Source organism: Streptomyces auratus, from assembly GCF_050433025.1.
In the GTDB taxonomy this organism is placed as follows: domain Bacteria; phylum Actinomycetota; class Actinomycetes; order Streptomycetales; family Streptomycetaceae; genus Streptomyces; species Streptomyces sioyaensis.
The window spans coordinates 2,890,669-2,905,139 of record NZ_JBNGCB010000003.1 but is presented as its reverse complement, the minus strand read 5'-3'; the positions used below and the strand labels follow the sequence as shown (position 1 = coordinate 2,905,139).

Genomic DNA, 14,471 nt, shown 5'->3' with positions numbered 1-14,471 from the left:
GTCACCTCGCGACTTCCGCCCAGACCACCTTGCCGGTGTCCGTCCACCGCACCCCCCACCTGGTGGTGAGCCTGTGCACGATGTGCAGGCCACGTCCGCCGTCGTCGAGGAGGCCGCCCCGGCCCAGACGTGGCCTGCCGTTGCCGGTGTCGCCCACCTCGCACAGCAGGCCGTGACCGGCCCTGATCAGCCGTACCGTGATGGGACCGGTGGCGAAGCGCACCGCGTTCGTGACCAGCTCGCTGACCAGCAGCAGCGCGTTGTCCCGGGTGTCGTCCCTGGGACGCCATTGCCGCAGCAGCGCGGAGACCTGCGCACGGGCACGGGCGGGGGCGTCGTCGCGGGCGGGCAGCCGCCAGGTCGCGGTGTCCCCTTTGCGGTAGCCGATCATCCGCGCGAGCAGCAGGGTCACATCGTCGCGCTGGCGCACGGGGTCGGGCGCCAGCATGGAGACGACGTACCGTGCGGCCTGCTGCAGGGCGTCCCAGGGGTGCACCCTGGACGCGGCGTCCGCCAGCCTGCCGATTCCCTCGTCGATCGACACGGCCGGATCCTCCACCAGGCCGTCGGTGTAGAGGGCGAGCAGGGAGCCCGGGGGTGCGCCGAAAGTGTGCACGTCGAACGGCTCCCGCAGCGCGAACTCGGCGCCCAGGCCGGGGTGTGGGCGGACCGCGAGCGGGCCCGCGTGCCCGTCCGGGGAGACCAGGACCGGGGGGAGGTGGCCGGCGCTGGAGAGCGCCACATGGTGGCTGACCGGGTCGTAGATGGCGATGCAGCAGGTCGACCCGAGGGCGCTGTAGCCGGCCGCAAACCCGGACTCCGCGTCGTCCAGCAGCGTCACGGTTTCGTCCAGGTGCTCCAGTACCTCGTCGGGCGCGAGCCCCGCGGACAGCAGCGCGCGGGCCTCCATGCTCAGCTGGCCCATGGTTGCCGCGGCTCCCAGGCCGTGCCCGACGACGTCACCGACCACCAGCGCGGTACGGCCGTCCGGCAGCGGAAAGCTGTTCACCCAGTCCCCGCCGACGCCCGCGCTGTCGGGCGTGGCGGGCTGGTAGACGCTGGCGATCTCGATGGTGTCGCCGCCGGTCCGGGGCAGCAGCCGGCGCTGCAACGCCAGCACCTGCGTGTGCTCGCGCTGGTGCTGGCGGGCCAGATCGACGTGATGGGCGGTCCTGGCCACCAGTTCCTGCAGGTCGAACAGCTCGCTGTCGCGGAAGGGGCAGTCCGCCCGCCGCCAGACCTCCGCCACACCCAGCACGACGGGCGGCGCGCCGTCCAGGACCAGCGGTATGCACACCACACCCGCCGACCGGTCGCCGGGCACCAGGGCACGCATCGCTCGCGGACTGCCGAGTACCCGCTCGACCGCCTCCCGGTCGGGCATGACGATGGCCTGCGGGGCGTCGTCCCGCCGTACGGCCTGCGCCAGCAGGCGACTCGCGTCGCTGGGAAGATCGTCGCCCGGAGTCACATAGCCCTCGGGCCACGCCCGGTCCGGCACCAGGGCCGCCCGCCGTAGCCGGATGCGCCCCTGCCCCTTCCCGGTGACGCCCTCGCCCGTCCACACGGCGAAGTCGAGGTCGACGGCGGCCACGTCTCCCCAAGCCAGCAGGGACTGCGCCAGCGACTGCGCGGTGTCGCCGATGTCCAGCGAGGTGCCGATCGCGGTCTCGGCGGCGTACAGATGCAGCCTCCGGGCCATGGCGATCACGGAGACGGTCAGGCCCTCCTGGGGCACCGCGGCGGGCAGGATGCTCATCGAGACCACCAGCTCCGACCCGTCGCCGCGCCGCAGGCGCTGGATCCGGGCGACGTGCGCCTCACCGGTCTCCAGGACCTGCCGCAACCGCCGTGTGACCGTCGGTACGTCCCCGGGGGGCAGGAGGTCGACGAAGGGACTCCCGGTCCCGACGTCCAGACCCGCGAATACGGGGGCATCCAGATTGCAGCGGGTGATTCTCAGCTCCCTGTCCAGGTTGACCGCGCCGAGAATCTGATCCCGACCGCCGGCTGCCGGGCTGCCGGGTACCCGCTGGCGGGTGGTGCGGTCGCCCTGGGCGTCGGCAGGACCGGCGTCCGCTGCCGCTCCGCCACGCGGGATGTATCGCCCCAGGGCGCTGCTGACCAGGTCGAACGGCGAAGAGGACGAGGGCGAGGGTGTGGAGTCCATGCGGCTCTCTCAGCAATCCCCGGCGCAGCGCCGGGGCCGTACTCGGACCCGTGCGACGGGGCCCCGAGATCCCTGACCACACACCCCATTGAATAACACCGGGGGTCGCTTCGCCCACACCAGTGCAACGCGCGGTGAACACGGACAGTGAGGGTATGCCGCGGCCGGTGAAGCCGTGCCCACCTTGCCGGAGGCCGCCGCCCGCCGTCACGGGCAGGGGGACCCTAATCCGGCTCCTCAGGTGGAACGGGAGCGGCTAGCCTCCGAGCCGGGACACCCTGCCGGCGATGACGGCAAGGGTGCGCAGGACGGTCGTTCCGGCGAGCAGGACCGAGGAGACCGGCCGGCCCACGCATCGCGTCAGATCGCCTCGCAGATCGGGATCCACCTCGACGGTCACCCGGAGGTACCTGCTGTGCAGCGTGGTGACGGTGGGCTGGGGTGCGGAGACGTCCTGCCCGCGCTGCAATGCCGCGCGGTAGCTGTCCTTGCGCTGGCTCATGCCTCTTCCTGACGCTTGATCAGTTCATCCGCGAGGTCCATGTACGCCGACCCCTTGGCCTGGACCGGGCTCCCGAAAGACTGGGCGTACAGGTCGAGCCGCGCGATCTGGGTGTCCAGTAGCTCGAAACCCCGCTCGGTGAGCGCCTCGCGGGCATCGGCATCGGGCCCCGTGCGCGTGGCATCGGGACGGTTGGTTCGGTTGAGCAGGACCACCGTGCGGGCCGGCTCGGCGCGCAGGGACTGCACATCCGCCATCTCACCGCGGATGGGTGCCATCCGGTCCAGTTCGATGGGGGCCGGGGTCACGGGCACGATCCACTCGCCGGCGTACCTCATGATGCTGCGGGCGATGCGAGGATGGTCCTCCAGCTGGGGCGCGTCGAGCACGACGGCCTGCCGGCTGCCGAGGAAGTCGTTCACGCGACGGTGGACATCCCCCACCGGCAGTGCGATCACCGGAAACGGAAAGCCCTCGGCCAGCTCGCTCCAGCGCAGCGCGGAGGCGGCTGGGTCACCGTCGACCAGCAGCGGCGACAGGCCCGACTCATGAAGCGCGTGGGCCAGCCACACCGCACTCGTCGTCTTTCCGACGCCGGGCTTGAGGTTCACAAACGCACAGCTCAACAGCACAAGAACTGACAATAACGGGCGGGATCGTCCAGTTTCAGTCGGCGCGAGGGTGTGGCTTCGTAGTTCACCCGCAAGCAGTGAGACCGGTTCCGGAGTGGTCGTCGAGCAGCGCCAGGGCTCCACGGGCTCCAGTCCCCTCGGCATCGATGAACTAGGTGCACCAGAAGAGGAAGCAGGTCCGCGACCGTGTGGGGCGTGGTGCGGGCGTCGGGTTCGACCCCGCGTTCGTGGGTGACGGCTTTGGCCGGGGCGGCACCTTGGCGGTGGGTCGGGTGACGACGGGCGGTGCCGTGGTCGCGGATGCGGGAACCGCAGAGTGGGAAACGGCGAGGTCCGATGCCGATGCCGACGGCTTCGCGGCGTGTGACGGACGAGCCGGCTCTCCCGCGGTCCGGCTCGGTGCGGGCTGCGCGGTGACGGACGCGTCAACGGGCGTGCGCGACGCCTGCGACTCCGTGTGCCTTCCCTGTGTCGGACCAGTGGGCAGCAGTTCCCCCGACAGGCCCGTCGCGACGACGCCGACCAGTACGACCCCACCCGCGACGCCGAGGGCCAGCTTGGTCTTGCCGCCCTTGCGGCGTCGCGCCCGGCGCGGGCCTTTGCCACGGCGACGCGTCGCCGACGTCCGGTGGGAGGCGTACGCCTCGTCGCCGTCACCGGGGCCGGCAGCCGCAGCCGTGTCCAAGCCGGTGGCCGTGCCGGAGTCGAAGTCTCCGTCGGCCAGGCCGGTTCCGTTGGGCTCGCCGCCCTGTTCGGGAAAGGGCCCTGTCTCGTAAGGCCCCAGGGGCTCGTACGCCTGCGTCTGCTCGTAGGTGTGCGGGGCCTGGAGGCCCCCGTCGTACCCGTGCGTTCCCGTGTGCTCGTGGACCGGCGGCCCGGGCATCAGCGGGACGCCGCTCTGGTAGAGGGGGTGCGGCCGTGATGGGGGGTACCCGGTGGCTACGCCATCGTGGGCATGGCCACACGTCGGGCACACCTGCGCCCCATCGAGATAGCTCCCGCATCCCACGCAGTAGTCCATGCGGTTGTCCGTTTCCTCAGGTCGCCGCCCCCGTCCCCCCAGATGGGCGGCACCCTACTGGCGCGGCGGTGTCCGGCCCACCCCCGCCCCCACGCCGGGCCCGAGGTATACCGATGCGCCCCTGGTGCGGCACTACGCCCTGCCGACCCCCCGCTTGCCCGGTTGGTCGACAGGGAACGTGTCCCTTCGTGGCGGCGGACCGGTCGATCGGAGAGGCCGGCCCGTCCAGGTCCCAGGGTCACCTGACCGTCGGCGTCCTGTGTAGCCAGGACAATGCGCGTCAGCGCAGGAACCCTTCGTAATTGCGCTGCTGGAGCTGACTCTCGATCTGCTTCACGGTCTCCAAACCGACGCTCACGATGATGAGGATGCTGGTGCCGCCGAACGGGAAATTATTGCCGTTGAACAGCACCAGTGCCGCTGTGGGCACAAGGGCGATCAGCCCCAGGTAGAGCGCTCCCGGCCAGGTGATCCGGTTGAGCACGTAGCCCAGGTAGTCAGCCGTGGGTCGGCCGGCCCGGATGCCGGGGATGAACCCGCCATGCTTCTTCATGTTGTCGGCAATGTCGTTGGGGGTGAAGGAGATGGAGACGTAGAAGAAAGCAAAGAAAACGATCAGCAGGAAGTAAAGTGTCAGATAGATCGGTTGGTCACCCCTGGCGAGGTTGGTGGCGATCCACCGGGCCCATCCTGACGCCGAGTTGCCGCCGAGATCGATCAAACTGGGTATGGAGAGCAGTGAAGAGGCGAAGATGACGGGAGTTACACCCGCCTGGTTCACCTTCAGCGGGATGTAGGTCGAAGTGCCGCCGTATGAACGGCGGCCGATCATTCGTTTTGCGTACTGGACCGGGATCCGACGCTGCGCCTGCTCGACGAAGACCACGAGGCACACCATGCAGAGGCCGACCACGATCACGATGGCGAACTCGCCCCAGCCGCTCAGGATTTTGCCCGACTTCTTGATCCCCCACAGGTTTGCCGGGAGGCTGGCGGACAGGGAGGTGAACATCAGGATCGACATGCCGTTGCCGATGCCGCGGTCGGTGATGAGTTCTCCGAGCCACATCGCCACGGCGGTGCCGGCGGTCATGGTGATGACCATGACGCAGGTCCGGAAGATCGAAGTGTCCGGGACGATCTGGGTGCGGACCTGGCAGGAGGGGAAGAGCCCACCGCTTTGGGCTTTGGCCACCAAGGCGGCGCCCTGGAGCACCGCCAGGCCCAGCGTCAGGTACCGGGTGTACTGGGTGATCTTCGCAGTGCCCGCCTGACCCTCCTTCTTCAGCGCCTCCAGACGCGGAATGACCACCGTCAGCAGTTGAAGGATGATGCTCGCCGTGATGTACGGCGTGATCCCCAGGGCGAAGATGGTGAGCTGCAGTAGCGCACCACCGCTGAACGTGTTGATCAGGCCGAAGAAGCCGCCGTCGCCGACACCCTCCTTGATGCACTGCGTAACGTACCGGTAATCCACCCCGGGGACGGGGACGTTCTGCCCCAGCCGATAGAGCAGCAAGATTCCCAGCGTGAAGAGTATCTTTTTGCGAAGACCGGGCGTTTTGAAAACCCTGACGAATACGGTAGGCACTTTTCAAATCGTCCTTAAGCTCGCAAGTTGATAGAGCATTTGCTGCTGATTCCCGACTGTCCTTGCCCGACGAGTTGCTTCCGTCTCGGTGGTCGGAGCACTCGTTGATGGGAGCTCGCCGGGGTACGGTCATTCGGTTCCTGAAATCATCTGTGCCACAAGGTGCACGGTTAAGAGTTGAGTCGAGCACGGTTGTCTTCGCGGACTGACCGGCAATGGCTTCCGCCCATCTGGAGGCGCCTCATATTCCAGTTGCAGGCAGCGATCGTCGACGGCCAGGAGTAGGTTTCTGAGCGCAGTCAAGACTGACGCGAAGTCATGGAACTCGTCGCGCTGGGCACGTCTTTGATCGCGAAACCGCATGGCGATCTCTTGGTTGGCGCCTTCGCCGGCGGGACCATCTCAGTGGCTGGCCGCCTGTGAATAAACGACCGCGGGGTTGCGGTGGGGCCAACAGGCACCGTGGCAGCGTCGTTGTTGCTGAGGTGCCGTTCGCATGGGGGCGAGGTGCTCCTCGCCCCGGGGCCACTGCCACTGCCGCTGCCGCTGCCGCTGCCGAACGGCGTCGCGCAGGTAAGCGGCGAGTTTCGAAGCGTACTTACGGAACTCCCGCTCCCTCTCCTCCATCCCGGGCGCGCGCTGTCAGTTCGGCGTCAGGCTGCTCCACCAGCGGGTCGATGCCGCTCCAAGATCCCCGCGCCTTGGTCTCGGCATTCCTGCCATCACCGTCCGCTTCCGCTCCTGCGCCATAGCTCGAACTTTGGCCAGCGCTACTTGGTCGTCGAGGTGTGGGTCGGGAGCGGGGCTGGCGCGGTCGTGCAGGTGCGGGTGGGGATCGGGACCGGCACGGTCGTCGAGGTGTGGGTGGGAATGGAGACCGGCACGGTCGTGCAGGTGCGGGCCGGGAGGGGGACCGGCGCGGTCGTGTGGGTGGGTTGGTGATGAGGAACGGCGGGCCCGCCCTGAGCGGACGCGCTGGGCAGGACTTCCAGCCCGACGCCGAGCCCGGCGATCGTGAGTGCCGAGCCGGTGGCCATCCAGACCGTGCGAGCACGCCGACGGGCACGGACCCCAGCTTGCAGCCGCTGCCGGTGCTGGTCCTCAAAGGGGGTGTTTGCCTGGGTATCGCGCATCATCCGCGCGAGTTCGTGTTCGAAGTCTTCCATCATGTCTCCTTTCACTTCACCGGCTCGATGGCGTCATCCAGGAACTGCCGCAACCGCGTCACGCCCCGTGACGTAAGGGACCGGGCGGTGCCCACCGGGCACCCCAGCGCCTCGGCAACCTGCACCTCGGACAGGTCCTGGTAATAGCGCAGCACCACCGCGGCGCGCTGCCGTACCGGCAGCAATGCCAGCGCGGCCTCCAACCGGGTTCGTTCCTCCACGGCAGCGGCCACATCGCCGGCCTCGGGAAGCTCCGGCAACCGTTCCACCGGACGCTCGCCCCACCAGCGGCGTCGCGCCGAGCGAGCCGCCGCACGTGCCAGCACCCGGCGCACATACGCCTCCGGCGCCTGCTCAGCCACCCTCGGCCACGCAAACCACAACTTGACCAGCGCCTCCTGCAGGAGATCCTCGGCCCGATGCCGATCTCCACCGGTGAGCAGATGCGCCAGGTGAAGCAGTGCCGACCAACGAGCCGCGACGAACCGGTCGAACGCATCGGCCCGCGACTGCCCCATCAACGCCATCCCTCGCCTCGATCACTCGCCTACACCCCTACAAAGGCGCTGACCCACGTCCCGCTATGCAGTTCCCGAGCGTGAGCTGCCTCACATGCGCACCTCGGCCCCTTGCGTCAGCTCCCGCACCTAGGCGCACATCCCGTGGGTGTTCATCACTCTCATGTCCCGCCGCCCGTCCCGACCCCACCGGCAGACGACCCGGCTTCGGGGGCCTGCCGATGCAGAGGCGCTACCGACCTCGAATGACTGGAGTTACGGCGATTCGACTACGAAGCAGGTCTCAGCGATGAAGCCGTCGAGGAACGTTGCAGTGAGTCCGGGTAAGGCACCGTCGTGCCCTCCCGCCGACCAGGGCGCTACACCCCCTAGCCCAGGAAGCTCAAACGGACCTGACGGTTGGCATTGTCGACGTTCGTGTCGACCAGGCAGACCGACTGCCAGGTGCCCAGTGCCATCCGGCCCGACACGACCGGGAGGGTGGCGTGGGGTGGGACGAGCGCGGGCAGGACGTGGTCGCGGCCGTGGCCGGGGCTGCCGTGGCGGTGGCGCCAGCGGTTGTCGGCGGGCAGCAGGTCGTGGAGTGCGGCCAGGAGGTCTTCGTCGCTGCCTGCGCCGGTTTCCAGTACGGCGATGCCGGCTGTTGCGTGCGGCACGAAGATGTTCAGCAGGCCGTCGCGGCCGTCTGCGGCCTCGCGCAGGAATGCGGCGCAGTCGGCGGTGAGGTCGGCGACGGTCTCGCTCGTACCGGTGGTGATTTCCAGGGTGCGAGTGGTGAATGCGGTGCTCATGCGGCCATTTTCGTACGGGCGGCCCGTTCTCGGCGAAAGCCGCGGTGGTGGGGCTGCTTCCCGCGCCGGGAGGCCCGAGCCTGCCCGTGTGGGGGCGTCGGCAGCCATGCCGGGAAGACATCCGACGCCTCCCGGGTTGGGTGAAGCATGAACCACTCCGGGGTGCGTGACGTCGAGGTCGTGGTGATCGGTGCCGGGCAGGCCGGGCTGGCCGCGGCCTTTCATCTGCGGCGGGCCGGCTGGGCACCGGACCGGGACTTCGTCGTGCTCGATCACTCTCCGCGGCCCGGCGGGGCCTGGCAGTTCCGGTGGCCCACGCTGACGTACGACAAGGTGCACGGGATGCATGCGCTGCCGGGCATGGAGCTGACCGGCGCCGATCCGCAGCGCCCGTCGTCCGAGGTGATCGGCGGGTACTTCGACCGCTATGAGCGGACGTTCGGGCTGCGGGTGCACCGGCCGGTGAGCGTGGCGGCGGTGCGTACGGGCGCCGGCGGACGGCTGCTGGTCGAGACGCCCGAGGGCGCTTACGCACCGCGGGCGCTGATCAATGCGACCGGGACCTGGGACCGGCCGTTCTGGCCACGGTTTCCGGGGCAGCAGGTCTTCGCCGGCCGTCAGCTGCACAGTGCGCAGTACGAGGGGCCGGAGGACTTCCGCGGTGCGCGGGTCGTGGTGGTGGGCGGCGGGACGTCGGCCGTCCAGCAGTTGCTGGAGATCGCGCCGGTCGCGGCCGCCACGACATGGGTGACCCGTCGGCCGCCGGTGTTCCGGGAGGGGCCGTTCGGCGAGGAGCAGGGCCGGGCCGCGGTCGCGCTCGTGGAGCAGCGGGTGCGGCAGGGGCTGCCGCCGCGGAGCGTGGTGAGTGTGACGGGGCTGCCGATGACCGAGGCGATCCGGCGGGCTCGGGCGAACGGCGTGCTGGAACGGCTGCCGCTCTTCGCGCGCGTCACACCCAGCGGGGTGGTCTGGGCCGACGGCCGTACGGTCGAGGCCGAGGTGATCCTCTACGCGACGGGCTTTCGTGCGGCGCTCGACCATCTCGCCCCGCTGCGGCTGCGCGAGCCGGGCGGCGGGATCCGGATGGACGGCACCCGTGCCCTGCGCGATGCGCGGGTGCACCTCGTCGGTTACGGCCCGTCGGCGAGCACCATCGGCGCCAACCGGGCGGGGCGCACCGCGGTCCGCGACATCCGCCGGCTGCTCGACGGGGCTGCGCAACCTGCCCGTGGGGAGGCGGAGTTGGCCGGACGTCTGGCCTCATGAAGCGCGACCGTTCACTGCCGTCACGAGGGCACCGCGAAAAGCCCCGCCCACGCGAACACGGGGGCGCGGGCGCACACGTTCGACGGCAAGCGTGATCGAAGAACTGAGGGCTTCAATTGACTCATCGCCACGGGCAATGATGACGAGGCGCAGGCGGCGGGCTGCAGACCGTTACTACGGCGCCTCCGGTCGAAACCCCTTGCTGGACCGGAGAGTTGGGTCCCACATCAAAGGAGTAGACCCGATGGACCTCATCACCAACTTCATCGCGAACATCCTCCACTTCGTGGGGTGGCTCGTCTGACCGACCCCACCCCGAAAGCGCCGCCCCTTCCTGTCCCTGGAGGGGCGGCGCCTTCGTGTGCTGCCGGGTCGGGGCCGATCCGCACGGTCCTGTCCGGCCGCAACCGCGCAGGGTGGGAGCCGGGGGTGCCTGCCTGACGGCCTTCTCGGTCACGACGCCCGCGACCGGCGCATCACCCGCAACTGCCTAGGTGTCCAGCGTCTGCCGGGCCGTTTCCGGGAGCGTCAGATAGACGAGGAACGAGACGAGGCAGAGCGCGGCCACGTACCAGGGGAAGAAGTCGGGGTGGCTGGCCTGCCGGAACCAGGTGCCGACGTAGGGCGCGGTGCCGCCGAAGAGGGCGACGGTGAGGGAGTAGGGGAAGCCGATGCCGGCGGCGCGTACCCGCGCGGGGAACACCTCGGCGTTCACAGCCGCGGCGATCGCGGTGTAACCGGTGAGCAGCACCATGCCGGCGCACTGCACCAGCAGGAGCGAGAGGAACGCGTCGGTGACCAGGTGCAGCAGCGGTACGGCCAGTACGGCGAAGCCCAGGGAGAATCCGAACAGCAGCGGTTTGCGGCCGATGCGGTCCGAGAGCAGTCCGCCGAGCGGCTGGAGCAGGGCGAAGAAGGCGAGCGAGAGGGTGCCGACGGTGAGCGAATCGCCCTTGTCGAAGCCCGCGTTGACCTGTGCGTAGGTGGGCAGATAGGTCGTCCAGGTGTAGTAGGCGAGGGTGCCGCCCGCGGTGATGCCGCAGATGAGCAGCGACTGGCGGGGGTGGCGGCGCAGCGCCTCGAAGAGGCCGGGGCGCTCGGCGGTCCGCTGCTCGGCGATGGTCTCCTGGGCGCCGCGCCGGATCCACAGTCCCAGCAGGCTCAGCAGCGCGCCGAAGAGAAACGCCACCCGCCAGCCCCACTGCCCCATCTGCCGTTCGGTGAGCAGCGTCGCCAGCAGCGCGGCGGTCCCGGACGCCAGCAGCTGGCCGGCGGTCGTGGACACGTACTGGAAGCTGGCGAACAGTCCGCGCCGGCCGGGCCCCGCCGATTCGACGAGGAAGGTGGTGGAGGCCGCGAACTCGCCGCCCACCGAGAGGCCTTGCACCAGGCGGGCTAGGACCAGGATGGCGGGGGCCAGCACTCCGGTGGCCGCGTAGGTGGGGGTGAGCGCGACCAGCAGACTGCCGCCGCCCATGAGCAGGATGGTGAGGGTCAGTGCGGTCCGCCGGCCGCGGCGGTCGGCGAGCGCGCCCATCAGCAGTCCGCCGACCGGGCGCATGAAGAAGCCGACCGCGAAGACGGCGAAGGTCGACAGCAGGGGCACCAGGGAGTTGCCGGCGCCGTGCGGGAAGACCTGGTCGGCGAAGTAGACCGCGAGGAAGGAGTACGCGTACCAGTCGTACCACTCGACGGCGTTGCCGATGGAGGCGGCGGCCAGCTGGCGCAGCCGCGACGGCGGGCGGGCGCCGTCGGGCACCCGCTCCTCGGCTATGTGTTCGGCGTTCGACATGGTCCTCCGCTCCGGGTTCTTCTCCTGGGCCTGCTGCTGGGGCAGGATGAGCCGACAGGTGATCATGTACCGCGGAAGCGGAGGGCCGCCAGGGGCCGTGGCGGCCGAAAGGAGAGGGCACCGTGCGCGTAGCACTGTTCGTCACCTGCATCAACGACCTGCTCCAGCCACGGACGGGGCAGGCGGTGGTGGCGCTGCTGGAACGGCTGGGGGTGGAGGTCGGCTTCCCGGAGGGGCAGAGCTGCTGTGGCCAGCCCCAGTTCAACACCGGATACCGGCACGCGACCGAACCGCTGGTGCGCCGTTTCGACCGGGTCTTCCGCGACTTCGACCATGTGGTCACCCCGTCCGGGTCCTGTGCGGCGATGGTGCGGGACAACTACCCGCGGATCGGCGCGAAGGCGGCCGCCGAGGGGCGCGGCCGGGAGCTTGCGGACGCGGCGGCGGTCGCGGTGGCCAAGACGTACGAGCTGACGGAGTTCCTGGTGGATGTGCTGAAGGTGGAGGATGTCGGCGCCTACTACCCGCATACCGTCACCTATCACCCCACCTGTCACGGGCTGCGGGTGCTGGGGCTGGGTGACCGGCCGCGGCGGCTGCTGGACCGGGTCAGGGGGCTTCAGCTGCGGGAGTTGCCCGGCGCCGAGGAGTGCTGCGGCTTCGGCGGCACCTTCGCGGTGAAGAACGCGGCGGTCTCGGCGGCGATGGGCGCCGACAAGGTCCGCAATGTCGTCGCGACCGGCGCCGAGGCCCTCTGTACGGTCGACAACTCCTGTCTGCTGCACCTCGGCGGCACCCTCACCCGGCAGGGTGCGGCGGTCCGCCCGGTGCACCTCGCCGAGATCCTGGCCAGTACGGAAGGGAGCGTGTGGTGAGCGGGACGTACCTGGGCATGCCGGCATTCCCCCGGGCCGCGGCCGCCGCCACCCGCGACGGCCGGCTGCGTGCCAACCTCACCCACGCCACCCACACCATCCGCGACAAGCGGGCGGCGGCCGTGGCCGAGCTGGACGACTGGGCGGAGCTGCGGGCGGCGGGCGCGGCGGTCAAGGACCGTACGCTGCGCCATCTGGACCACTATCTGGAGCAGTTGGAGGAAGCGGTCACGGCGGCGGGCGGGCAGGTCCACTGGGCGGTGGACGCCGACGAGGCCAATGCGCTGGTCACCCGGCTGGTGCGGGAGACCGGTGAGCGGGAGGTCGTCAAGGTCAAGTCGATGGCGACGCAGGAGATCGGGCTGAACGAGGCGCTGGCCGAGGCCGGAATCCGGGCCTACGAGACGGATCTGGCCGAGCTGATCGTGCAGCTCGGCGGGGATCTGCCGTCGCACCTCCTGGTCCCGGCGATCCATCGCAACCGCTCCGAGATCCGCGACATCTTCCGCCGGGAGATGGCCGGTTGGGGCCGTCCGGCGCCCGAGGGGCTCTCCGACTCCCCCGCCGAGCTGGCCGAGGCGGCGCGGCTGCATCTGCGGGAGAAGTTCCTGTCGGCGAAGGTCGGGATCTCCGGCGCCAATTTCATGGTGGCCGAGACCGGCACCCTGGTCGTGGTGGAGTCCGAGGGGAACGGCCGGATGTGTCTGACCCTGCCCGAGACGCTGATCTCCGTCGTCGGCATCGAGAAGGTGGTGCCGAGCTGGCAGGATCTGGAGGTCTTCCTGCAGCTGCTGCCCCGATCCTCCACCGCCGAGCGGATGAATCCGTACACCTCCACCTGGACGGGCACGACGGACGGCGACGGTCCGCAGACCTTCCATCTCGTGCTGCTCGACAACGGGCGGACCGACGCCCTCGCCGACACCGTCGGCCGGCAGGCGCTGCGCTGTATCCGCTGCTCGGCCTGTCTCAACGTCTGCCCGGTGTACGAGCGGGCCGGCGGACACGCCTACGGTTCGCCCTATCCCGGCCCGATCGGCGCCATCCTCACGCCCCAACTACGGGGCGTCGGTGGGCCGTTGGAGGCTTCGTTGCCGTATGCCTCGTCGCTGTGCGGGGCGTGTTACGAGGTGTGTCCGGTCGCCATCGACATCCCCGAGGTGCTGGTGCATCTGCGGGAACGGGTGGTGCAGGGCGGGCCGGTCACCCGGGGCGGGGAGCGGGTCGTCCTCACACCGGCCAAGGGGCATGCCGCGGAGCGGGCCGCGATGCGCGCGGCGGCCTGGGCGTTCGACCACCCGGGCGCGCTGCGCGCCGGAGGGCGGCTGGCGGCCCGTACCCGGCGGCTGCATCCGCGGCGGCTGCCGGGTCCGGGCCGTGCCTGGTCCGCCACCCGCGATCTGCCCGAGGTGCCGGCCGAGTCCTTCCGCGACTGGTGGCAGCGCACCCGCCGGACACCGGACGAGCAGCAAGGAGGCAACGGGTGAGCAGCCGGGACGTGGTGCTGGCGCGGGTGCGCCGGGCACTGACGGATGTGCCGCGCGGGGAGCGGCCGGACGACGCGCCGGTGGCACGTGACTACCGGCGGGTGCACGGGTCCCGCACGGTGGAAGAGACCGTCGAGCTGCTCGCGGAGAATCTCGCGGATTACCGGGCGCTGGTGCACCGCAGCACCGCCGGAGCGCTGCCGGAGCTGATCGGCCGGCTGCTGGCGGAGCGCGGGGCGCGCACGGTGCTGGTGCCGCCGGGCCTCGATGCCTCATGGCTGGCCGGTTCCGGCATCACCCGTGTCGAGGACCGGGCGTCCGCCACCCCGCGGGAGCTCGACGCCGTGGACAGTGTGCTGACGGGCTGCGCGGTGGCGATCGCGGAGACCGGCACCCTGGTCCTGGACGGCGGGCCCGATCAGGGCAGGCGCCGGATCACGCTGGTGCCCGATCATCACCTCTGTGTGGTCCGCGTCCCGGAGCAGGTGGTCGGGTCGGTCCCGGAGGCGCTGCCCCTGCTGGCGCCGGACCGCCCGCTGACCTGGATCTCCGGCCCGTCCGCCACCAGCGACATCGAGCTCGACCGGGTGGAGGGGGTGCACGGGCCGCGGACGCTGGAAGTGATCCTGCTGGCGGGGGCGTAGCCGGCGGACGCGGCGG

Annotated in this window: 12 protein-coding genes; 4 read left to right on the top strand and 8 right to left on the bottom strand. The window is 70.3% G+C overall.

From position 1 onward, the window contains the following. Window position 1: 1 nt before the first annotated feature. From BKA18_RS32345 to BKA18_RS32315, 7 genes are all read right to left on the bottom strand, one after another. Complete coding sequence (locus tag BKA18_RS32345; protein ID WP_366046307.1) at window positions 2–2,170, bottom strand: SpoIIE family protein phosphatase; 2,169 nt, start codon at window positions 2,168–2,170, stop codon at window positions 2–4. 256 nt (window positions 2,171–2,426) lie between these two features. Next, window positions 2,427–2,672, bottom strand: coding sequence for a hypothetical protein (locus BKA18_RS32340; protein WP_366046306.1), 246 nt, complete (start codon window positions 2,670–2,672; stop codon window positions 2,427–2,429). Continuing rightward, window positions 2,669–3,283, bottom strand: a complete 615-nt coding sequence (locus BKA18_RS32335) for a ParA family protein (protein ID WP_078568566.1) — start codon at window positions 3,281–3,283, stop codon at window positions 2,669–2,671. Before BKA18_RS32335 ends, BKA18_RS32340 begins: the two co-directional genes overlap by 4 nt. Before the next feature lie 1,322 nt (window positions 3,284–4,605). After that, entirely contained in the window at window positions 4,606–5,916 is a 1,311-nt protein-coding gene (gene secY / locus BKA18_RS32330; protein WP_366046305.1) for a preprotein translocase subunit SecY, read from the bottom strand. Between the two features lie 770 nt (window positions 5,917–6,686). Then, window positions 6,687–7,082 carry a cellulase gene (locus tag BKA18_RS32325; RefSeq protein ID WP_366046304.1) on the bottom strand — a complete coding sequence of 132 codons (396 nt, stop codon included), beginning with the start codon at window positions 7,080–7,082 and terminating at the stop codon, window positions 6,687–6,689. 11 nt (window positions 7,083–7,093) lie between these two features. Further along, the gene (locus BKA18_RS32320; protein WP_366046303.1) at window positions 7,094–7,600 is read right to left on the bottom strand and encodes a SigE family RNA polymerase sigma factor; all 507 of its coding nucleotides are present in this window, start codon (window positions 7,598–7,600) and stop codon (window positions 7,094–7,096) included. A 368-nt stretch (window positions 7,601–7,968) separates the two neighbouring features. Further along, window positions 7,969–8,391 carry a secondary thiamine-phosphate synthase enzyme YjbQ gene (locus tag BKA18_RS32315; protein WP_006601863.1) on the bottom strand — a complete coding sequence of 141 codons (423 nt, stop codon included), beginning with the start codon at window positions 8,389–8,391 and terminating at the stop codon, window positions 7,969–7,971. A 147-nt stretch (window positions 8,392–8,538) separates the two neighbouring features. Between BKA18_RS32315 and BKA18_RS32310 the strand changes: the two genes are divergently transcribed. Beyond that, complete coding sequence (locus BKA18_RS32310) at window positions 8,539–9,657, top strand: NAD(P)-binding domain-containing protein (protein WP_366046302.1); 1,119 nt, start codon at window positions 8,539–8,541, stop codon at window positions 9,655–9,657. Between the two features lie 490 nt (window positions 9,658–10,147). Here BKA18_RS32310 and BKA18_RS32305 read toward each other — a convergent pair whose 3' ends face one another. Then, window positions 10,148–11,449 (bottom strand): MFS transporter, encoded by a 1,302-nt coding sequence (locus BKA18_RS32305; protein WP_366046453.1) that lies wholly within the window; start codon window positions 11,447–11,449, stop codon window positions 10,148–10,150. Window positions 11,450–11,571: 122 nt separating this feature from the next. Here BKA18_RS32305 and BKA18_RS32300 point away from each other — a divergent pair, with 122 nt between their 5' ends. From BKA18_RS32300 to BKA18_RS32290, 3 genes are read left to right on the top strand one after another with little or no spacing between them, the layout of a single operon-like run. After that, window positions 11,572–12,324: a (Fe-S)-binding protein gene (locus BKA18_RS32300; RefSeq protein ID WP_366046301.1), complete on the top strand. Its 753-nt coding sequence runs from the start codon at window positions 11,572–11,574 to the stop codon at window positions 12,322–12,324. Further along, complete coding sequence (locus BKA18_RS32295; protein ID WP_366046300.1) at window positions 12,321–13,811, top strand: lactate utilization protein B; 1,491 nt, start codon at window positions 12,321–12,323, stop codon at window positions 13,809–13,811. Before BKA18_RS32300 ends, BKA18_RS32295 begins: the two co-directional genes overlap by 4 nt. Next, window positions 13,808–14,455, top strand: a complete 648-nt coding sequence (locus BKA18_RS32290) for a LutC/YkgG family protein (RefSeq protein WP_006601869.1) — start codon at window positions 13,808–13,810, stop codon at window positions 14,453–14,455. The genes BKA18_RS32295 and BKA18_RS32290 overlap by 4 nt, the downstream gene beginning before the upstream one ends. The last annotated feature ends 16 nt before the right edge of the window (window positions 14,456–14,471 follow it).